Here is a 19918-nt window from a genome sequence, read left to right as displayed (position 1 = left end):
CGCACCGGTTCCTGCTTTCGCGTCGGACGCCCCGTCCCGGCGCGCCCGCCACGAGCAGCGCGTCGAACTTCACCTTGTGGTGGCACATGTCCGCTGGACGGTGATCGGGTCCCCGCCCGCGTCCAGCACACCCCTGGCCGGGGCGATCACCACCGGAACCACCCCCGCTTCCGGAACGGTCTCCCGGAGGGTGCGCACGCCGTCCAGGTCCCGGTCGGGCTCGTGCGGGCGGACACAGCTCTCTCAGGACGTACAAGGCGGATCTTCGTCGGCAGATCCGGGCTCGGCCATCCTGCGGTGGACAGCAGCCCGTGACACCGTGACCGCGGGCGAGGGGTCTCATGCCGTGCCCGTCCCCCGAATACCCGCAGGCGCCCGGGCAAACGTGCGTCCTCAGACACGTGCTCCCCCAGGCGGCACGTTTTCCCCCGGCAGACCCGGAGGGGTGTCCGCGCGCTGTCAGAGCGGTGTGCGCAGACTGGAGCGGTCGGCGCGCCAGGCGGCGAGCGTCCGTTCCCCGACGCGAGTGTCCAGCAGGTCGGTGGCCGCGACACCGAAGGCCACGTCCGCCTCCAGCCATGGCTCGTCCTCCAGCAGCCCGCCGACCACCTCGCGGCGCACCACCTGTTCGTGGACGGCGTCGGCCTCCACGTGCTCGGTGTAGAAGTGCACGGCCGCTTCTCCCGCGTCCGCCCGGCGCATCGCCCGCGCCAGTCGGCGGGAAGCGGGCGACGAGGTGACTTCTACGGCGGCGAAGTGCCCCACCAGGGCGCCGCGCAGCGCGCGGTGCAGGCCGAACATCGACATCAGGTTGATGCTCGCCAGCGTCTCCGCCGTCGCGGCGTCCACGTAGCGGCCGTACGTCGTGTCGAGACCGAGATCCGTCATCAGGTCCGCGAAGAGCCGTGAGTGCATTCGGTCGGCCCGGCCGCCGCCGTACTCGTCGAACTCCACCGCGACCATGGCCGCCTTGGCCCTGCCTTGCAAGCGCGGGATCACCCAGGCATGCGGATCGGCTTCCTTGAGGTGGTAGAGCGAACGCTGGGCGGCATATTCGCGCAACTGCCACAACCGGCCCTCGTCCTGGAGGAAGTGCGAGAGCCCCGTGCCGTGAACCGGCTCGACCAGGATGCCGTCGAACGCCCGGTCGGCACCGTGGGGGCGGTCTTCGGTGTCCGTTCGCAGCGCGTCCAGGAATCGCCGTTCCAGTCCTGCCCGCAGTCCGAGCAGGGCCGGGTCCCACTCCCAGGCGGGGTCTACGCCCTGGAACCCGCGGTAGTGCAGTTCGTAGCAGAGGTAGAGCGCCAGGTGCAGGTCCTCGCCGTACGGATCGGCCTCGTGAACCGCGCCGCCCGACGGCCCGCAATTCTCGCGGCCGGGACGGCCCCGCAGCGCACGGAGGACCCGGTCGCTCAACGCGCCGCGGCCCGTGGGCAGGACGGGCCCGCCCGATTCCCCTTCGGTCAGCTCCGCCGACTTCACTCGTCGGCCCCCTCAGCGGCATCACTCGCGTCGTTCGAATCGCGGTCATGGCCCGAACCGGCCCGGGGCGCCCCGGCGCCCCCGCCTCTGCGACGGTGGCTGGTGTCGCACCAGGGATAGGTCCTGCTGCGCCGGCACGCGCACAGGGCCACGGTGAACCGGTCCGAACGCACCGTGCTCCCGTTGTCCAGGGTCACCTCCACCGGCCCCTCTATCAGGAGAGGCCCGTCCCGTGTCGGGGTGACGCGGCAGAGTGTCTCACGCAGCGCGTTCGGCACGGATGATCACCAGCTCTTCGTTGTTGTCGCCGGGCGCGATCAGGCCGCGGTCCAGCAGCCACTGCCGCCGCGAGTCAAGGACGGGACCGAAGGGCACGGAGCAGCGATCCGTCACCTCGGCCGGCAAGCCCGCGCGCTCCAGCATGCCCAGGGTGTCGGATACCCCGCACAACGCCGAGTGAACGAGGAGCAGTGCCCCACCAGGGTGGAGCGACCCGGCCGCTCCGTCGCACAGGCGGTCGATGAGCAGGCGTCCGTCGTGGCCCGCGTCCCACGCCCTGGCGGGGCCCCGGACAGGCAGGCCGGCGTCAGGCGCGGGTACGTACGGCGGATTGCTCAGGATGAGATGGAACCGCCTGCCGACGGCGGGGGCCAGAAGATCGCCACGGACGGCCTCGACGCTCAGCCCGGCGAGCACCGCGTTCAGGCGTGTGGCGAGAACCGCGCGGCGGGTGCGGTCGACAGCGGTCACCCGCGCGCCCCGCCGCGCCGCGGCGAGTGCGAGAAAGCCCGACCCCGTTCCCACGTCCAGGACCGCCGTCCCCGTACCGACCGTCTCCCGTTCCAGCGCGTCGCGCAGCAGCAGCGTGTCCTCCTGGGGCCCGTAGACGCCGCGCGGCAGCATCACCCGGCCGCCCTTGTCGTACGTACCGATCAGACCGAGCATCGGCTCACCTCGTCGCTCTGCGGTCCCGCCGGGTTCGGGCCGCCGGGACGGCCGGTCGGACGGGTCGTGGGGAGGAAGAGCTCATCTCTTCCGGATGCAGGAGCAACCACACCACGGAGCACATACGTCATATCTGTCACTGTCCTCCCGTGCCCACGAAGTCGCGCTTCTCACGGCGCGGCCCACATCAGTCGCAGATCACACGTCCGGCTCCGTGACGGGCCGGTCCTCAGCGCGCGGCCTCGCCGGGGCGTTCTGTCCGGCTCGTACGGCCCACGGGAAGCCGGGCGGTGGGAAACACCGATCGGTCCGGCCACACAGTGCGGCACGGGCCGCGTTCGCGCCCGGCGCCCCGTGCACGCCGCCGCCGGGGTGGGCGGCAGCGGAGGCCAGGTACAGTCCCTTGACCGGGGTCTCCGGCCGCCCGGTGCCGGGCGCCGGGCGGAACACCAGTTGCTGGTGCATGGCCGTGGTGCCGCTGTTGATGGCGCCGCCGTGCAGGTTGGCGTCCATCGACTGGAGGGTGGGCGGCGCGAGGAGCCGGCGGGCCCTGATGCGCGAGCGGAAACCCGGCGCCCAGCGTTCGACCTCGCTCTCGATGCGGTCGGCCATGGCTTCCTGTTCCCGCCGGTCCCACGTCCCGGTGAGGCCGTCCTTGCCCGCGTCGCCCTTGATGCGGTGCGGGACGTGTGTGTACGCCCAGGCCGATTCGGTGCCGGCCGGGGAGCGAGTGGCGTCGGCCGTGGTCATCTGTCCGAAGAGGAGGAAGGGGCGGTCGGGTACCTGCCCCATGGAGAGCTGAGCGGCGAAGCGGGTGAGCCCGTCGACGCCGTCGGCCAGATGGACAGTCCCCGCCGTCGCTGCCTCCGGCGCCGTCCAGGGCACCGGTCCGTTCAGCGCCCAGTCGACCTTGAAGGTCGCGAAGTCCCACTGGAACCGGCGCAGATCGTCCAGCACCTGACCGGGCAGATGGGCCTCGTCGACGAGTTCGCCGTACAGCGCGGGCGCGCCCACGTCGGCGAGGACGGCGCGGGACGCCGGTACGGGTTCGCCGCTCTGCGTACGTACGCCGACGGCCCGGCCGCCCCGTACGACGACCTCGGTCACCCGCTCCCCGCACCGGACCACCCCGCCACGCCGCTCAAGACGCCGCACCAGGGACGCTGTGAGCGCACCGGCCCCACCGACGGGCACCGGAAATCCGTAGGTCTGCCCGAGCATGGACATCAGCCAGCCGAAGCCGCCGCTGCCCGCCGCCTCGGGGCCGAGGTCCGCGTGCAGCGCGTTGCCCGCGAGCAGCAGCCTGCCGCCCTCGCCGCGGAATTCCTCCTCCCCGAGACGCCGGACCGGCAGGACCAGGCGCCGGGCCAGCCGCAGACCGCCGGCGTTCCGGAGCCGGGCGGCAAGGCGGACCCCTGCCCGTACCGGAGGGAAGGGGGTGAAGAGGGCACGGATGATGTCGGGGCCCAGGCGGTTCCAGGTCGCGCAGAGGTCGAGCCACGCCGCCCCGTCGCCCAGCTCGAACGTGTCGAGGTTCGCGGCGGTGTCCGCCGCCCCTTGTGCGAGGACGGCGCAGCGCCCGTCGGGGAGCGGATGCGCCAGGACGCGGGGTGCGCGCGCCCAGTCGAACCCCTCCCGCTGAAGCTCCAGGTCCGCGAAAATCGGTGACGCGGCGGCGAGCGGATAGAAGGCGCTGAACAGGTCACTCACATAGTCGGGATGGACGCCCCGGTCGCTGCGGACGGCCCCGCCCGGTTCCGGCTGCGCCTCAAGGACCTCGACGCTCCATCCGGCGTCGGCGAGCAGATTCGCCGCGACGAGACCGTTGGGTCCGGCGCCGATGACCACCGCGTCCGGCATGGCTCCTCCTGGGGTTCTCGTCGGGCCCGTGTCCGGGCCGGGACGGCCGCGCGGGCACACGGCCGCGCGTCCGGTTCAGATGGCTGCGCGCGGGTGGGCGGGAGAGTGCTCCACCACGTCCGCCAATCGGGCGAGCATGGTGCGGTGACGGAGCTGGATCAGGGCGTCCACGGCCGTGTTGTGGAGCAGGCCGCCCGGTCCGCGCAGCGGGTGCTCGTCGATGATCACCAGGGCGTTCTCGCCCCACGGGCGGACCTCCACGGCGATCCGCGCGGTACCGAGCCGGCCGCTGTCGGCCTCCAGCTCCAGCACACCGGGCTCCTCGCACCGCCGGACAACCGTGCTGCCCGACACCGCGCATCGCCCCAGCCGGATCGTGTACGTGATGCCGGAGCCGACCTCCGGCCACGCCCCCTCCTGGGGGCGAGAGTCAGATGTACCGACCACCCAGTCGCCGTAGCGCGAACCGTCCGCGAGCACCGCCCAGACGTCCGCCACGGGCCGCTCGATCAATCGATGTCGTACGGCCATCGGCCCTCCAGCCCTGGTCAACGGCCCCGAGTGGGCCGACCGCCAGGTCCCGGCGCGCTCGGCCGCATGTCTCTCACTGTCCCAGGCGTTCGGCGGAGCCGCCGCTTGTCGGCTGCCGAGTCGGGTACACAGGGGCGTGTGAAAGCCGCCCTACCAGCCCAGAAGCGCCGGGATCACCGATCCGCCCAAGAGGGTGCTGACCACGTCGCCGCTCTACTTCTTCATCTGCGGCGACGCCCTCGGTGCGGGCGTGTACATCCTGGTGAGCCAGGTCGCCGCCGGCGCCGGCGGCGCCGCTCCTGAGCCACGTAGGCACCGGCCGATGCCGCCTCCGTCGGCCACTCGCGGGACTCTCCCCGAGACGAAGCCGATACGACCGCGCCTTTCCGGGAACAGATGAGTGCCCCCTTTTCACCGACAGGGGAGGTGCGATGAGCGACACACAGGAGCCCAGGGACCCGGTGACCAAGTACCCTCAGCCGGACTTTCCTCAGCAGGAGCAGTCGCATCCGGGCCGGAGCGGTCCGATGGACCCGCCGCCGGACCACGGCGAGGAGTCCTACAAGGGCCACGGGCTCCTCACGGACATCACCGCCGAGATCGTCAACGCCACCGGCGGCACACCACTCCCCTGACGCTCTGCGAGCCTGTGACGACTGAGCCCGGCGTACGCCCGCCGAGGGAGATACGCCGGGCTCACGGCACCTGCAGCAACTTCGCGTCGCTCGCGCTCACGCGTCAGGGAACGAGCAGCGTCTTGATCATCCCGTCGCGCTTGTCCTGGAACGTCTTGTACGCCTGCGGGGCTTCTTCCAGCGGCAGCCGGTGGGTCGCGAACGTGTCGACACCCAGCGTGTCCTCGTCGGTGAGCAGCGGCAGGATGTCGTCGACCCAGCGTCTGACATTGGCCTGGCCCATCCGGAGCTGGATCTGCTTGTCGAACATGGTCAGCAGCGGCAGCGGGTCGGCCACGCCGCCGTAGACGCCGGACAAGGAGATCGTGCCGCCCCTGCGAACGATGTCGATCGCCGCGTGGACGGCGCTGAGCCGGTCGACGCCCATGGTGCCCATGAGACGCTCGCCCACGGCGTCGGGCATGAGCCCCACCGCCCAGTGGGCGGCCTTGGCCAGGGGCGCGCCGTGGGCCTCCATGCCCACCGCGTCGATCACCGCGTCGGTGCCGCGCCCGTCGGTCAAGTCACGGATGGCGTCGCCGAGGTCCTTGCCGTGCCTGCGCAGGTCGAGACACTTCACGCCGTGCGCGGCGGCGCGGGTCAGGCGTTCAGGTACGAGGTCGACACCCACGACCAGGCTCGCGCCGCGGTGCTGGGCGATCCGTGCGGCCATCGCGCCGATCGGCCCGAGCCCGAGGACGGTGACCGTACCGCCGGGCGGGATCGCCGCGTACTCGACGGCCTGCCAGGCGGTCGGCAGCACGTCCGACAGATACACGAACCGGTCGTCCGGCGGGCCGTGCGGCACCTTGACGGGCAGCCTGTCGCCGAACGGTACGCGCAACAACTCCGCCTGGCCGCCGGGCACCTGACCGTACAACTTCGTGTAACCGAAGAGCGAGGCACCCATCCCGTGCTCCCGCACCTGGGTGGTCTCGCACTGCGACTGAAGCCCCTGGTCGCACATGTAGCAGTGCCCGCACGAGACGTTGAACGGGATGACGACCCGGTCCCCGGGTGCCAGTGAGGTCACCTCGGGACCGATCTCCTCCACGATTCCCATCGGCTCATGGCCCAGGATGTCTCCCGGATCGAGGTAGGGCCCAAGGACCTCGTACAGATGCAGGTCCGAACCACAGATGCCGGTGGAGGTGATCCTCACGATGATGTCGGTCGTGTCCTCGATCCGCGGATCGGGAACGGTCTCCACCCGGACGTCCCGCTTGCCCTGCCAGGTCAGTGCGCGCATCTCCGGCTCCCTCGGTGTGCTGTTCTCGGTTCTGTTCGCCGTGCCTCGACATCCCCGTCGGCGGCGTCGAATACCCGCCCCTCCCGGCTGAAACACCCGTAAAGCCCTCGAAACAGAGAAGGGGACACCGCACTCACACCGTGATCGCGCCCGCGTGAGAACAACCATGGCGCGGGGATTGGCAGGCCCTCGGCGTTGCGGCTCAGGATGAAGTCCACGAAGGGTGATCGCCGGCCACGGTTCACACACCACGACCGAGCGCTACCCGCACCCGGATGTACGCGAGATCACGGCGGCCGGGGCGGCGCTTTCGGCCCACTTCAGCGTGCCGCGCGCACCGCTCTCACCCCCGAGTCCGATCGCCATGATCCTGACCCGGTCAAGGACGCCGGCCCCCGGTCCACAAAAATGATCAAGCCTGTTTCGGATTTCTCCGAAACAGGCCCTGAACTGCGACTGTCTCCAGTCGGGACGACAGGATTTGAACCTGCGACCCCTTGACCCCCAGTCAAGTGCGCTACCAAGCTGCGCCACGTCCCGATGCCCGCCTGACCTGGGGTTTCCCCCGGCCGAACGCGCATGAGAACAATACCGCACTCCGACCGGTGGTCACGAACCGCTTTAGCCGGCCCCCGCCGCCAGGGGCTTCTCCCGAGCCGCCCCTCCCCGGCTCCGGCCCGTACGGCTCACCGCTCGACGCTGCCCACCGATCGTCACTCACCGCTCACCGCCCACCACCGGGAAGACGCCGGGCAACGCCTCCCGACCGTACGGCCACGTCGGCCACATTCGGCCCACCGCATCGGAAATCGCCCACCGCACGGCGCGGCGCCCCCGCACGCACAACTCCCCTACCACAGTGGGCGCTTCCGACCCATTGACCCTCCGGAAGCAGGGAACCTACGCTATGCGACGTACTTAAGAAAGCGCTTTCTACCCATTCGTAGCCGCCACCTGCACCGGGAGCGCCCGTGAGTAGCCGTCCACCAGAACGACCCCCCATGCACAGAAGCCGATCGCGAAGGGCTCTTACGCCCTTGACCGTCGTCCTGGCACTGCTCGCTCTCGTGCTCGGACTCGGGGTCGCCTCGCCCCCTCCCGCGGAGGCCGCGCCGTACCGTGTCCTGGTCTTCTCCAAGGTCACCAATTTCGAGCACGAGTCGATCCCGGCCGGTATCGCGGGCATCAAGAAGCTAGGCGAGGAGAACGGCTTCGAGGTGGAGGCGTCCGACGACGCCGCCGTCTTCTCCGACTCGAACCTCGCGCGCTTCCAGGCGATCGTCTTCAACAACACCAACTCCACTCCGGAGTCGGGCGATCTGCTGAACACCTCCCAGCGCGCCGCGCTCCAAAAGTTCATCCGCGCGGGCGGCGGCTGGGTGGGACTGCACGCCGCGTCGGCCAGCGAGCGTGACTGGGCCTGGTACGAAGGGCTGACCGGGGCGATCTTCGACAAGCACCCCGCCATCCAGACCGGCCGCGTGAAGGTGCTCGACCAGGCGCACCCCTCCACCAAGGGACTTCCGGAGCTCTGGGAGCGTTCGGAGGAGTGGTACAACTGGCGCACCAACCCGACGGGCAAGGTCCACACGCTCGCGCAGATCAAGGTGAACGACGGCATCACCGGGCTCGACGAGGGCGTCGACCATCCGTGGTCCTGGTGCCAGAACTACGACGGCGGCCGCTCCTGGTTCACCGCCGGCGGTCATGACGCCTCCGCCTTCGAGGAGGAGAACTTCCTCAAGCACCTGCTCGGCGGCATCCAGTGGGCCGCGGGCAACAAGCCCGGCGACTGCTCCGCGAGCAAGACCGGGGCGTTCACACGTACGCAGCTGGCGACGGACCTCTCCGACCCCTACGAGCTGGCCGTGACCCCCGACCGCCGGGTGATCTACATCGAGCGCACCGGAAAGCTCCAGGTCCTCGACCAGGCGACGAGCGAGACCACCACCGCGCTGGACCTCGAGTTCAGCCGCAAGATGACGGAGCAGTCCGACGGGCTCATCGGACTCACCCTCGATCCGGACTTCGCCGAGAACAACTGGCTCTATCTCCTGCACTCCGACAAGGAGAAGAAACAGCTGAACCTGTCGCGGTACACGCTGACGGGGAACACCGTCGACCCGGCGTCCGAGAAGCGCGTGCTGGAGTTCGCCACCGACCGCGACGAGCAGCGCGCGAACGTGCACATGGCGGGCTCGCTCGCGTTCGACAAGAACGGCGACCTGTACATCGGGACCGGTGACAACACCGACCCGTTCGTCTCGGACAACTTCACGCCGATCGACGAGCGCGCGGGCCGGCACGTCTTCGACGCGCAGCGCACCTCCGGCAACACCAACGATCTGCGCGGCAAGGTCCTGCGCATCACCCCCGAGGACGACGGCACCTACTCCATTCCGGAGGGGAACCTCTTCGCGCCCGGTACGGAGAAGACCCGCCCCGAGATCTACGCGATGGGGCTGCGCAACGTCTTCCGCATCACCACCGATCCGAAGACCGGGGCGCTGCTGGTCGGCGACTACGGGCCGGACTCGCGCGCGGCGGACCCGAACCGCGGCCCGGAGGGCACGGTCGAGTTCAACCGCGTTCCCAAGGCGGCGAACCTCGGCTGGCCGTACTGCATCGGCGCCAACACCCCGTTCAACGACTACGACTTCGCGACCAAGGTCTCGGGCCCGAAGTTCGACTGCGACAACCCGGTCAACGAGTCGCCGAACAACACCGGTCTGCGTGAGCTGCCGCCCGCGGTGCCGGCGACGGTGCCGTACCTGTACTCGGGCTCGCCGCAGTTCCCCGAGGTCGGCGGGGGCGGTGCGCCGATGAGCGGTCCCGTCTACGACTACGACCCCGACAACGCGTCGCCGACGAAGTTCCCCGAGTACTTCGACTCGAAGTGGTTCGCCTACGACCTGGGCCAGAACTGGTTCAAGACCTTCTCCGTCCAGCAGAAGGACCAGTCGTTCAGCGACCCGCGCCTCCCGCCGGCGAAGGCGGGAGACATCCAGTCGGTCAACAAGATCTTCACCGACATGAAGTGGAACCAGCTGTTCGAGTCCGAGTTCGGGCCCGACGGCTCCATGTACGTGATCGACTTCGGGATCGGGTCGGGCGCCGGCCGTACGGGCGTGATCAACCAGGGCACCGGCATCCACCGCATCGACTACGTGGGCGACGGCCAGTTGCCCACGGCGAGGATCACGACCACTTCCGAGACAGGTCCTGGTCCCCGCAGCGTGAAATTCTCCAGTGAGGGCTCCGGCTTGCCGGGGGGCAAGCCGGTCACCTACGCCTGGGACTTCGACGGGGACGGCACCGTCGACTCCACGAAGGCCAACCCGACCCACATCTACGTGGACAACGGTGTCTTCACCGCGCGGCTGACGGTCACCGCCGCCGACGGACTGTCGGCGCAGGCCACCCAGGAAATCACCGTGGGCAACACGCGGCCGGTGCTCACCATCCAACAGGCCCCGGACGGTGGCATGTTCAGCCTCGGTGACACCGTGCCCTTCACCGTGAAGGTCAACGACCGCGAGGACGGCAAGGGCGCACAGATCGACTGCGAACGCGTCGAGGTCGAAGGGCGGCTCGGCCACGGGACCACGCTGCACGCGCCGGAGTCCAAGCAGGGCTGCTCGGGCGAGTTCACCGTGCCCACGAGCGACGAGCACTCCGACCAGGACCTCTTCTACCGCGTCACCGCCAGTTACAAGGACGACGGGGGCGAGGGAGAGGGCGTTCCCGCGCTGACGGGCACCGCCACGTCGAATCTCAAGTCCTCCTACCGCGAAGGGGAGTTCTTCACCTCCACCGGGGGCGAGAACGGTGGCGTCACGGTGGGCGCCCGCGCCGAGGCCTCCGGCGGGAAGCGCGTCATCGAGGTCGAGCACGGTGACTGGGTCGCGTACGACCCGGTGAATCTCACGGGCGTCCGGTCCGTGACCGTCGGGGGGTCCTCGGGCGGCACCGGCGGCACCGTCGAGTTCCGCAACGGTTCGCCGACCGGCCCGCTGATGGGCTCGGTGACCATTCCGAACACCGGCAACTGGACCAACTTCGTCTCACCGACGACCGACCTCAGGCCGGTCGGCGGCACGGTGAAGATGTACGCGGTCTTCAGCAACCCTGACTGGAAGCCGGACGGACAGGACGTGCTGTCCCTCGACTGGCTGCACTTCAACGGACGAGGGGTGGAGCGCACGCCGGGCACGAGCGTCACCGTCGCCACATCGGCTCAGGAAGGTCCGGCGCCGCTGGCCACGAAGCTGACCGGCACGGTGAAGCTCGCCGAGGGCCGGACGGTCGCCTCCTACCGCTGGGACTTCGGTGACAACACGAAGCCCACGGGCGAGCAGGGCGCGAACGCGACCCACACGTACGCCAGGCCGGGCGCCTACACGGCGCATCTCACGGTCACCGACGACAAGGGCGACACGACGACCGGCGCCGTCGAGATCCAGGCCAAGTGAGTTCACCGAACACCGGATCAACGCGAGCCGCATCGGAGCGAGTTGAACGAGCCGAGAGAAGAGGTCACGTGAAGGGCACACGAAGAGCGTTCCTGGGGACGGCGGCGGGGCTGGCCGCGGTCGGACTGGCGTCGACGACAGGCACCGCCCACGCGGCGGAGTCCGGCCGGCACCACGACCCGCGGTGCCGGCGGCGGATTCCGCGCGGCGGCATTGGCATGCATCTTTACACCATGAGGTCCGTCCTGGAGACGGACTTCGAGGGGACGCTGGAGCAGCTGGCGGACATCGGCTACGCGACGGTCGGTGTCAGCGGTCGGTTCGGCCGCAACGCCACACAGATCCGGCAGGTGTTGGACGACGTCGGCCTCAAGGCCGTTCTGGAGCACGTCGGTTACGCCACGGTGGCGGGCGCCGGCCTCCAGCAGGCCATCGCGGACGTCCACACGCTGGGCGGCGAGTGGGTCGTCGTACCGAGCCTGCCGACCGCGATGCACACCCCCGCGGGCTACCGCGAGGCCGCGGCGGCGATGAACAGGGCGGGCCGGGTGGCACGCGAGTCGGGTCTCGGCCCGGTGCTCTTCCACAACCACGACGCGGACCACAGGACGGTCGAGGGAGAGGTGCTCTACGACATCCTCCTGAACGAGACCGACCCGGAGTACGTGGGGTTCGAACTCGACGTCTACTGGGCGGCGAAGGGCGGCGCGGACCCGCGCCGACTGTTCGTGGAGGAGGGCCCGCGCTTCCCGGCGCTGCACGTCAAGGACATGGCTCCGAACGGCGACTTCGCGGATGTCGGCTCGGGCGTCCTGGACTTCGCGGAGATGTTCGAGACCGCGCACCGGGGCGGCGTGCGGCAGTGGCTGGTCGAGCACGACTCGCCGCAGGACCCGTTCGCCACGGCCCGCAACAGCTACCGCCATCTGTCGAGGCTGCGCTACTGAAGCCGGGGCAGCGCCTCTGATGGTGTGTCACGCCCTCCGACGGGCCTCACGGCCGGTCGGGGGGTGTGGTGCGTTACGGAGCCGGGGCCGGGGCCCTCGGCGGTCGGCGGGGTCGGTCCCGCGCCGCGGTCGGCCGGTGCTCTCACGACGGCGCCGTGTAGCAGTGCACCTGGACCGTCCGCTCCGGCCCCCACCGCTGCTCCGCCGTGGCCATCAGCGTCCATCCCTGGCGTTCGTACAGCGCCGCCGCCGACCGGTCGGACGTCACGACGTCCAGCACGGGGTGCAGCCCGCGCCCGCGGGCGTAACCGACCGCCTCGGCCAGCAGGAGCGCGCCGATTCCGTGGCCCCGGGCCCCGGGGGAGACAAACAGCCGGCTCACCACGGCCGTCCCCTCCGGACCGATGCCGGTACGGCCGCTCCAGAGGCCGGGCGCGGCGTCGTCGGGCCGGGCCGGGGAGAGGCGGATGTGGCCGACGACGACACCGTCGAGCAGCGCCACCCAGACGGCCGGCGGCTCGGCGGGGGACTGCGGCGGCGTCAGCCAACCGGCCGGGTCCTGGGGCCAGTCGACCGGGTAGCCGTCGCTCTCGTGGACCTCGGCCAGTACACGGACGCACGCGTCGAGGTCGGCGGGGTCACGGCGTCTGACGGATACGCATTCATGGCTCACCGACGCAGCCAATCACAGGGCCGACCTGCGGACACCCGGTTTTCGGGGCGGCCGGGCGGACAGCGAACCGCCCCTCCCGCCGCCGGCGTGACCGGGCGGGGAGGGGCGGCCGGGTGTGCGCCACGCGGTCCCACCGGGTGAGCGGGCCCCGGTCGGTACGGGGCACGGGCACCGTGCGACGCGGCGTACACGGGCGGTGGCGGCACTTCGACAGGTCGTGCCGCCACCGCCCGGTCCGTGGAACCGGGGTCAGTCCTGCGCCGACGCCGCCCCCAGCAGTTCCCTGATGTGCGTCGTCGCCTCGCGGAACTCCGGCCGGGCCAGGGTCTCCACGTAGTCCCGCTCCGGCGGCAGCCCCACGTCGATGATCTCCGTGATCGTGCCGGGCCTGGGGCTCATCACGACGACGCGGTTCGCCAGGTAGACCGCCTCCGAGATGGAGTGGGTGACCAGCAGCACGGTCGTGCCGGTCTCCCGCCAGATGCGGTTGAGCTCCATGTTCATCTGCTCGCGCGTCAGCGCGTCCAGCGCGCCGAACGGCTCGTCCATCAGCAGCACCGGCGGCTGGTGCAGCAGCGCCCGGCACAGGGCCACCCGCTGCTGCATCCCGCCGGACAGCTCATGCGGATACGCGTCCTCGAAGCCGCCGAGGCCGGTCATCTCGATGAGTTCGTCCGCGCGTTCGCGCGCCGTCGCGTTCGGCATCCGACGCATCTCCGCCTGGAGCAGGATGTTGCGCCGGGCGCTGCGCCACTCCAGCAGGGCGGCCCGCTGGAAGACGTAACCGATGTCGGGCCGCGGCCCGTCGACCCGCTCGCCGTGCAGCCGTACGTCACCGCTGGACGCCTTCAGCAGTCCGGCGACCAGCTTGAGCAGTGTCGACTTGCCGCACCCCGAGGGGCCGACGATCGCGACGAACTCACCCATCGGGACGTCGAGCGAGACGTCCCGCAGGGCGGTGACGTCGCGGTCCTTCGTACGGAACCGGACGGCGACGTCGTTCAGGGAGACCGCCGCCGTGCCGTCGGCACCCGCGCCGTTCTTCGTTCCGTCGTCCTTGCTCAGGCTGGTATTGCTCACGCCATGCTCCCGGAGAGCCGCTTCCCTGGGCATCGTCATCCCTTCAGTGCCGAGCTGTCCCAGTAATCCGCCGGCGCCTTCGGGTTCTTGACGAGACCGGCCTCGGCGAAGACGTCGATGGTCTCCTGCCAGTCGGCCTCGGTGTTGAGACCGGGGGCCTTGCCCTGGGTCGACTCGGTGTGCAGCAGCGTTATCGTCGTCGCGAACTGCTCGGTCAGTACGGCCTTCGGCGGAAGCTGCTCAGACGCGCCCTCCATCGCGGCGACCGCGGGCTCCGGCGCCTTCTCGGCGGCGGCCCACGCCTCGCTGACCGCGGTGGCCATGCGCTTCGTCAGGTCGGCGTCCGACTTGAGGATCTTCTGGCCGGCGATCAGGCCGTTGGAGTAGAAGTTCAGCCCGTTCTCCGAGAAGCGCAGGTACTCGACGTCCTTCTTGGCCTTGTCCGCCATCGTCGGGCCCTGGTCGCTCGCGTAACCGAGCAGCGCGTCCGTCTTGCCGGAGATCACCGCGGCGATCTTGCCCGCCGGGTCGGTGTTCTGGATCTTGACGTCCGACAGCTTGAGGCCGTTCTTCTCCAGGAAGATCGGGAACGTCTTGCTGAGCGCGTCACCGGCCGTGCCCGCGATCGTCTTGCCCTTGATGTCGGCGGGCGTCTTGACGTTCTGGTCGGCGAAGAACTGCACGGACGACGGCGTCGTCTGGAGCATCACACCGAGGCTCTTGACGTTGACGCCCTGGTCGACGCCGCTGATCACGGCGGGGGTGTCCGCCCAGCCGAAGTCGGTCTGCCCGGCGGCCGTCGCCTGCACGGTCTTCTGGGATCCCTGGCCCGCGCGAATCTCCAGGTCGATGCCGTGCTTCTCGAAGATCTTCTCCTTGACGCCGTAGTAGAACGGCGCGTGTTCGCCGTACGGGTACCAGTTGAGCGTCAGCGTGACCTTGTCGAGCTTCTTGCCGGAGTCGCTGGTGGTGGTCTTGTCGCCGTCCTCGCCGCAGGCGGTGGCGACCAGAAGAAGCGGCACGAGGCCGATCAGGAGTCTGCGGGAGTGCATGGCTGGCCCTTCTCGGAGGAGAGGTCGGGGTCGGACGTGATCGGTGGCACGGTCGGGACCGGTCGGCCCGTCGTTGTCGGCCGGCCTCATCAGAACGAGGTCGTGACGTTGGTGTCCCGGCGGCTGGCGTGCCAGGGCAGGAAGAGCTTCTCGGCGATCTCGACCAGGACGAACAGGACGACGCCGATCAGTGACATGACGAGCAGGCCCGCGAAGAGCATCGGGGTGTCGAGGTTTCCGTTGGCCTGGAGGATCACGTAGCCCAGGCCCTCGTTGGCACCGACGAACTCACCGACGACCGCTCCGGTGACCGCGAGCGTCACGGCGACCTTGAGGCCCGAGAACAGGTGCGGCAGCGAGGCCGGGAAGCGGATCTTGGTGAAGGTCTGCCACGGCTTGGCCCCCATCGTCGCGGAGAGCTGGAGCATCTCGGGATCGACCGCCTTGAGGCCCGTGACCATGGAGATCACGACCGGGAAGAAGGCGATGAGCACCGCGATCAGAACTTTCGGCGTGATGCCGAAGCCGAGCCAGACGACGAACAGCGGCGCGATGGCGATCTTCGGTACGACCTGGGCGAAGAGGAGGATCGGGTAGAGGGTCTTCTCGACGGTCGAGGAGTAGACCATGACGACGGCGGCGAGCACGCCGACGACGACGGCGATGACGAAGCCGAGCAGGGTCTCGTAGGTGGTCACCCACGTGTGTTCCCAGATGTAACTCGTCTTGCCCGTCAGCACGTCCAGGGTCGCCCCGGGCGAGGGGACGAGATACGGCTCGACCAACTCGGCGGCGGCGACGGCCCACCACGCGACGAAGCACGCGAACAGCAGCGCGACGGGCCGCCAGCTGGTCTCGAAGGCCTTGCCGAACCGCTCCCCCGCTCCTGGCCTGTTACGTGTGGCGACTCCCGCGATCTCTTTTGTCGGTCCCGGCATGACGCTCTGGCTCACAGTCAACTCCTCGGGAATCAGGAGCGGTTGGGCACCGCTGTCCGACCCTCTGCTGTACCGGCTGCTGCCGTACTGGCCAACGGAAGAAGCGCTTTCAGAAAGCGCTTTCTGGTAAGGTGATCGCCACGCTAATGACTGCTTGTCCGAACGGTCAATAGGTCGTCCGGAAGTTTCGGGGCCCCGTCAGGGGACCTGCCGCCACCGCGACTCGGGGGCCGTCTTGAGTGAACGGGAAGCAAGTGCCCATGTGACGCTGGACGTCGTGGCCCGCCGTGCGGGTGTCTCCCTGGCGACCGCGTCCAGAGCCCTGAACGGAACGGCGCGCGTCCGCGACGAACTGCGCGACCGCGTAAGGGCGGCGGCGGATTTGCTCGGTTACATCCCCAACGCGCACGCCCAGGCGCTCGCCAGTTCGTCGAGCAACACGGTCGGACTGATCTGTCACGACGTCGGCGACCCGTACTTCGCCGCGATCGCCGACGGTGTGATGCGCGCGGCCGCCGAACAGGACGTCCTGGTCATGCTGGCGAGCACGTTCCGCGAACCGGCGAGGGAGATCGAGTACGTCTCCGTCCTCCGCGCGCAGCGCGCCCGCGCCATCCTGCTGATCGGCTCCGGTTTCCAGGACCGCACCTGGGAGCGGGCGTTGAGCGCCGAACTAGACCCGTACATCCGCGCGGGCGGCAGGGTGGCCGTCGTCAGCCGGCACCGCAGTGTGCGCGCCGACGCCGTCCTGCCCGAGAACCGCGCGGGTGCGGCGGCGCTCGCCCGCGCGCTGCTGGCGCTCGGGCACCGGCGGTTCGCCGTGCTGAGCGGGCCGCCCAACCTCACCACAGTCGCCGACAGGCTGGCCGGATTCCGCGAGGGGCTCGCCGAGGCGGGGATCACTCTCGCGCCCGAATGCGTCGTGGAAGGCGCGTTCACCCGCGACGGCGGTTACGCGGCCGCCCGTGAACTCCTCACCCGTGGGACCCGCCCCACCTGCGTCTTCGGCGTGACCGACGTGATGGCGGTGGGCGCGCTCGCCGCGTTCCGGGAGGCGGGCATCGACGTGCCCGCCGACATCTCGCTCGCGGGCTTCGACGACATCCCGCTCGTGAGGGAGTTGACTCCCCCGCTCACCACCGTCGCGCTGCCGCTGACCGCGATGGGGCAGCACGCCATCTCGCTGGCGCTGCGTGAGCCGCACGGGCAGCGTTCGCGGGTGCTCCGGGTGGGCGGGGAGGTGGTGCTGCGGGCGAGTACCGCGCCGCCGCCGGCCGATGTCCCGCGCGAGGAGAAGCGCCGTGCGGGAGACGTGAGATGAGGGAGAGTGCCGAGATGAGAGAAGAGCCCAGCGGTATGAGGATCGACCGTGTCGAGACGTTCGCCGTCGAGCTGCCCACGCACCGCTCCTTCGGCATCGCGGGCGGCTCCGTGGCCGTCGCGGGTACTCCCTCCGTCCGGATCCTGGTCCGGGTCGGCGCCGACGGACTGTACGGGTGGGGTGAGGCGACGCCCATTCCCGCCTGGACGTACGAGACCGCCGAGTCCATCGTGACGACCGTCGACCGCTACCTCGCACCCGCGATCATCGGCACGCCGGTCTGGAATCTGGACGCCGTCGACACCGCCTTCGACCGCGCGGTCAACCGGGGATTCAGCATCGGCGCTCCCCTCGCCAAGAGCGCCGTGGACGTGGCGCTGCACGATCTGCTGGGCCGGGCCGCGGGCGTGCCGCTCGGCGTGCTGTGGGGTCAGCGCCGGACTTCGGGCATCGACCTCGGCTGGATCGTCTCGGGCCGGTCACCCGCCGAGGTGGGCGAGAGCGTCGCCGAGGGCCTGGCCGAGGGATACCGCGCCTTCAAGGTCAAGATCGGTCTGCACGACGAGGACACCGACGCGGCCGTGGTGGCCGCCGTACGCGAACACGCCCCGGACGCGCCGCTGTGGGTCGACGCCAATCAGGCGTACACCGTGCCCGCGGCGCTGCGGATGGCCCGCCGGCTCGACGCGCTCGGGGTCACCGCCTTCGAACAGCCCCTGCCCGCCAACGACATCGCGGGTCTGCGGCGGCTGCGGGACCTGTCCGCGGTGCCGGTGGCACTGGACGAGAGCCTGCGGCACCCGAGCGATCTGGCGACGTTCGTCCGGCTCGGGGCGGTCGATGTCGCGATCGCCAAGGTTCAGCGCAGCGGCGGCCTCACGCTCTCCCGGCGGCTGTGCTCGCTCGCCGAGGACTGCGGGGTCGAGCTGATGGGGTCGGGGCTCACCGAGTCGGACCTGGGGCTGGCCGCTTCGCTGCACCTGTTCGCGGCGTACGGCATCACGACGCCGGTCGATCTCAACGGCAGGCAGTTCATCGGCTCGCCGTACGCGGGCGAGACCGTACACGTGGAGAACGGGACCGCGCGGGTGCCCGAGGGGCCGGGCCTCGGGGTCGAGGTGGACGAGTCGGTGGTACGCGAGTTGGCGGTCGACGTTCTGGAACACCGCGTCTGACGGACCGTCAGCCCGGGTGGGTCGATCCGCCGTCCTCTCTTCGGCGTATCCGCTCGGACAGCTCGGCCGCCAGCGACTTGACGGTCTCCAGGCCGGCTCTCCCCCAGTGCCGGGGCCGGGTGTCCGCGACGCAGACGGTGCCGAGCGCGATACCGGTGCGGTCGATGAGCGGCACGCCCAGGTAGGAGCGCAGGCCGGTCTCGTCGACGACGGCATTGCCCGCGAACCTCGAAAAGTCCCGTACGTCCTCCAGCACGAGGGCCTTGCGGCGTACCACCACATGGGGGCAGTAGCCGTGGTCCCGGTCCCTGGAGCGTTCAGTTCCGGGTGCCGGAGCGTGCAGTCCCGCGTAGAACTGCCGTTCCTCGGCTATGAAGTTGACCATCGCGTACGGCGTCCCGGCGAGCTGGGCGAGATGCAGCGCGAAGCCGTCGAAGACCGGCTCGGGCCGTTCGCCGACGCCGAGCAGGCGCAGCCGCCGCACCCGGTCGGGCGCGTCCCGGTCGACGGGGGTGAGCAGCAGCCGCCCGATGGGGTCGTACCTCATATCGGCATCCCGTCGTCCGGACCGACTCCGCTCGCGACGGCGGCCGGTGCGGCGGTGAGCAGGTGCTGGACGAGCGTGACCAGTGTCCGGATCCCGGAACTGGCGATGCGCGCGTCGCATATCACGACGGGGACGTCCGGCCTGAGGTCGATCGCCGCCCGTACCTCCTCCGGGTCGTATCGGAAGCTGCTGTCGAACTCGTTGACCGCGACGATGAAGCCGATGCCGCGCTGCTCGAAGAAGTCCACGGCGGAGAAGGAGTTCTCCAGCCGCCGTGTGTCGGCCAGGACGATCGCGCCGAGGGCGCCCCGGCAGAGTTCGTCCCACATGAACCAGAAGCGCTCCTGGCCGGGCGTGCCGAAGAGATAGAGGACGTGCCGCTCGTCGAGCGTTATGCGGCCGAAGTCCATGGCGACCGTGGTAAAGGTCTTCAGCTCGACACCCGTCAGATCGTCCGTCTCGGCCCCGACCTGTGTCAGCAGTTCCTCGGTGCTCAGCGGCGCGATCTCGCTGACCGCTCCCACGAATGTCGTCTTGCCCACCCCGAAGCCACCGGCCACCAGGACCTTGAGCGCGGTGGGAAACGGGGTGGGGAAGGAGTCAGAGCTGTCGTCGTAGACCATCGAGTACTGCCTCCAGAAGGGAACAGTCGCTGGGATTGTCGAAGTTGTGGGGTGGCCGGACCGTGACCGCGCCGCTGTCCATCAGGTCGGACAGCAGGATCTTGGTGACGACGGCGGGCAGCCGCAGATACCCGGCGATCTCCGCCACGGACGTCGGCCCGTGGCAGAGGGTGAGCGCCTCGCTGTGCTCGGGTCCGAGATACGTCTGGCTCGTGGCTCCCGTGGCCATGACCAGCGACATCAGATCGAGCTCCGCCGTCGGGCGGGTCCGGCCGCCGCTGACCGTGTACGGGCGGATGAGCCGGCCCGCCGCGTCGTCCAGCCACGGCCCGTCCGCCGGGACCGTCAC

General features: G+C 70.1%; 17 protein-coding genes, 1 tRNA gene and 1 pseudogene. 5 read left to right on the top strand and 14 right to left on the bottom strand.

What is annotated here, in order from left to right; all coding sequences use genetic code 11:
* Positions 1–459: 459 nt before the first annotated feature.
* The 5 genes from SSPS47_RS30320 to SSPS47_RS30300 form a co-directional block, all read right to left on the bottom strand.
* Positions 460–1482, bottom strand: a complete 1023-nt coding sequence (locus SSPS47_RS30320) for an iron-containing redox enzyme family protein (protein WP_239065112.1) — start codon at positions 1480–1482, stop codon at positions 460–462.
* Positions 1479–1760 carry a CDGSH iron-sulfur domain-containing protein gene (locus SSPS47_RS30315; RefSeq protein WP_203557961.1) on the bottom strand — a complete coding sequence of 94 codons (282 nt, stop codon included), beginning with the start codon at positions 1758–1760 and terminating at the stop codon, positions 1479–1481. Before SSPS47_RS30315 ends, SSPS47_RS30320 begins: the two co-directional genes overlap by 4 nt.
* Positions 1741–2427, bottom strand: coding sequence for a HemK2/MTQ2 family protein methyltransferase (locus SSPS47_RS30310; protein WP_164253707.1), 687 nt, complete (start codon positions 2425–2427; stop codon positions 1741–1743). Before SSPS47_RS30310 ends, SSPS47_RS30315 begins: the two co-directional genes overlap by 20 nt.
* Positions 2428–2625: 198 nt before the next feature.
* Positions 2626–4287, bottom strand: coding sequence for an NAD(P)/FAD-dependent oxidoreductase (locus SSPS47_RS30305; RefSeq protein ID WP_164253706.1), 1662 nt, complete (start codon positions 4285–4287; stop codon positions 2626–2628).
* A gap of 75 nt (positions 4288–4362) precedes the next feature.
* Positions 4363–4818 carry an SRPBCC family protein gene (locus SSPS47_RS30300; RefSeq protein ID WP_164253705.1) on the bottom strand — a complete coding sequence of 152 codons (456 nt, stop codon included), beginning with the start codon at positions 4816–4818 and terminating at the stop codon, positions 4363–4365.
* 431 nt (positions 4819–5249) lie between these two features.
* On the opposite strand from SSPS47_RS30300, the pseudogene SSPS47_RS30295 reads away from it, so the two are divergent.
* Positions 5250–5405: pseudogene (locus SSPS47_RS30295) on the top strand (NAD(P)-dependent dehydrogenase); the annotation flags it as partial.
* A 151-nt stretch (positions 5406–5556) separates the two neighbouring features.
* Here the strand turns inward: SSPS47_RS30295 and SSPS47_RS30290 are convergent.
* Together SSPS47_RS30290 and SSPS47_RS30280 are read right to left on the bottom strand one after the other, a co-directional pair.
* Positions 5557–6741 (bottom strand): zinc-dependent alcohol dehydrogenase, encoded by a 1185-nt coding sequence (locus tag SSPS47_RS30290; RefSeq protein WP_164253704.1) that lies wholly within the window; start codon positions 6739–6741, stop codon positions 5557–5559.
* 466 nt (positions 6742–7207) lie between these two features.
* Positions 7208–7281: transfer RNA gene (locus tag SSPS47_RS30280), tRNA-Pro, on the bottom strand.
* Between the two features lie 461 nt (positions 7282–7742).
* Between SSPS47_RS30280 and SSPS47_RS30275 the strand changes: the two genes are divergently transcribed.
* The gene (locus SSPS47_RS30275; RefSeq protein ID WP_164253703.1) at positions 7743–11213 is read left to right on the top strand and encodes a ThuA domain-containing protein; all 3471 of its coding nucleotides are present in this window, start codon (positions 7743–7745) and stop codon (positions 11211–11213) included.
* Positions 11214–11281: 68 nt separating this feature from the next.
* Positions 11282–12160 carry a sugar phosphate isomerase/epimerase gene (locus SSPS47_RS30270; protein WP_203557960.1) on the top strand — a complete coding sequence of 293 codons (879 nt, stop codon included), beginning with the start codon at positions 11282–11284 and terminating at the stop codon, positions 12158–12160.
* Between the two features lie 142 nt (positions 12161–12302).
* Here SSPS47_RS30270 and SSPS47_RS30265 read toward each other — a convergent pair whose 3' ends face one another.
* The 4 genes from SSPS47_RS30265 to SSPS47_RS30250 all read right to left on the bottom strand — a co-directional run bounded on the left by SSPS47_RS30265 (position 12303) and on the right by SSPS47_RS30250 (position 15903).
* The gene (locus SSPS47_RS30265; protein ID WP_164253702.1) at positions 12303–12833 is read right to left on the bottom strand and encodes a GNAT family N-acetyltransferase; all 531 of its coding nucleotides are present in this window, start codon (positions 12831–12833) and stop codon (positions 12303–12305) included.
* A 249-nt stretch (positions 12834–13082) separates the two neighbouring features.
* Positions 13083–13952 (bottom strand): ABC transporter ATP-binding protein, encoded by an 870-nt coding sequence (locus SSPS47_RS30260; protein WP_164253701.1) that lies wholly within the window; start codon positions 13950–13952, stop codon positions 13083–13085.
* Positions 13949–14965 (bottom strand): ABC transporter substrate-binding protein, encoded by a 1017-nt coding sequence (locus tag SSPS47_RS30255; RefSeq protein WP_164253700.1) that lies wholly within the window; start codon positions 14963–14965, stop codon positions 13949–13951. Before SSPS47_RS30255 ends, SSPS47_RS30260 begins: the two co-directional genes overlap by 4 nt.
* An 89-nt stretch (positions 14966–15054) precedes the next feature.
* Complete coding sequence (locus SSPS47_RS30250) at positions 15055–15903, bottom strand: ABC transporter permease (RefSeq protein WP_164255186.1); 849 nt, start codon at positions 15901–15903, stop codon at positions 15055–15057.
* 262 nt (positions 15904–16165) lie between these two features.
* Here SSPS47_RS30250 and SSPS47_RS30245 point away from each other — a divergent pair, with 262 nt between their 5' ends.
* Both SSPS47_RS30245 and SSPS47_RS30240 read left to right on the top strand, forming a co-directional pair.
* Complete coding sequence (locus SSPS47_RS30245) at positions 16166–17224, top strand: LacI family DNA-binding transcriptional regulator (RefSeq protein ID WP_164255184.1); 1059 nt, start codon at positions 16166–16168, stop codon at positions 17222–17224.
* Positions 17225–17238: 14 nt separating this feature from the next.
* Entirely contained in the window at positions 17239–18399 is a 1161-nt protein-coding gene (locus SSPS47_RS30240) for an enolase C-terminal domain-like protein (RefSeq protein ID WP_164253699.1), read from the top strand.
* A gap of 7 nt (positions 18400–18406) precedes the next feature.
* Here SSPS47_RS30240 and SSPS47_RS30235 read toward each other — a convergent pair whose 3' ends face one another.
* The 3 genes from SSPS47_RS30235 to SSPS47_RS30225 are packed head-to-tail and all read right to left on the bottom strand — an operon-like array spanning position 18407 to position 19918.
* Positions 18407–18946 (bottom strand): GAF domain-containing protein, encoded by a 540-nt coding sequence (locus SSPS47_RS30235; protein ID WP_164253698.1) that lies wholly within the window; start codon positions 18944–18946, stop codon positions 18407–18409.
* Entirely contained in the window at positions 18943–19569 is a 627-nt protein-coding gene (locus SSPS47_RS30230; RefSeq protein WP_164253697.1) for an ATP/GTP-binding protein, read from the bottom strand. Before SSPS47_RS30230 ends, SSPS47_RS30235 begins: the two co-directional genes overlap by 4 nt.
* Positions 19547–19918: a DUF742 domain-containing protein gene (locus SSPS47_RS30225; protein WP_164253696.1), complete on the bottom strand. Its 372-nt coding sequence runs from the start codon at positions 19916–19918 to the stop codon at positions 19547–19549. Before SSPS47_RS30225 ends, SSPS47_RS30230 begins: the two co-directional genes overlap by 23 nt.

It is taken from the genome of Streptomyces sp. S4.7 (assembly GCF_010384365.1).
GTDB lineage: Bacteria > Actinomycetota > Actinomycetes > Streptomycetales > Streptomycetaceae > Streptomyces.
This window is presented reverse-complemented; position numbering and strand designations above follow the sequence as displayed.

Excerpts from the sequence above, each read along its gene's own strand:
- SSPS47_RS30300 (WP_164253705.1), bottom strand. The coding sequence starts at position 4,818 with ATGGCCGTACGACATCGATTGATCGAGCGGCCCGTGGCGGACGTCTGG.
- SSPS47_RS30275 (WP_164253703.1), top strand. The coding sequence starts at position 7,743 with ATGCACAGAAGCCGATCGCGAAGGGCTCTTACGCCCTTGACCGTCGTC.
- SSPS47_RS30240 (WP_164253699.1), top strand. The coding sequence starts at position 17,239 with ATGAGAGAAGAGCCCAGCGGTATGAGGATCGACCGTGTCGAGACGTTC.
- SSPS47_RS30305 (WP_164253706.1), bottom strand. The coding sequence starts at position 4,287 with ATGCCGGACGCGGTGGTCATCGGCGCCGGACCCAACGGTCTCGTCGCG.
- SSPS47_RS30250 (WP_164255186.1), bottom strand. The coding sequence starts at position 15,903 with ATGCCGGGACCGACAAAAGAGATCGCGGGAGTCGCCACACGTAACAGG.
- SSPS47_RS30290 (WP_164253704.1), bottom strand. The coding sequence starts at position 6,741 with ATGCGCGCACTGACCTGGCAGGGCAAGCGGGACGTCCGGGTGGAGACC.
- SSPS47_RS30310 (WP_164253707.1), bottom strand. The coding sequence starts at position 2,427 with ATGCTCGGTCTGATCGGTACGTACGACAAGGGCGGCCGGGTGATGCTG.
- SSPS47_RS30235 (WP_164253698.1), bottom strand. The coding sequence starts at position 18,946 with ATGAGGTACGACCCCATCGGGCGGCTGCTGCTCACCCCCGTCGACCGG.
- SSPS47_RS30260 (WP_164253701.1), bottom strand. The coding sequence starts at position 13,952 with ATGACGATGCCCAGGGAAGCGGCTCTCCGGGAGCATGGCGTGAGCAAT.
- SSPS47_RS30230 (WP_164253697.1), bottom strand. The coding sequence starts at position 19,569 with ATGGTCTACGACGACAGCTCTGACTCCTTCCCCACCCCGTTTCCCACC.
- SSPS47_RS30255 (WP_164253700.1), bottom strand. The coding sequence starts at position 14,965 with ATGCACTCCCGCAGACTCCTGATCGGCCTCGTGCCGCTTCTTCTGGTC.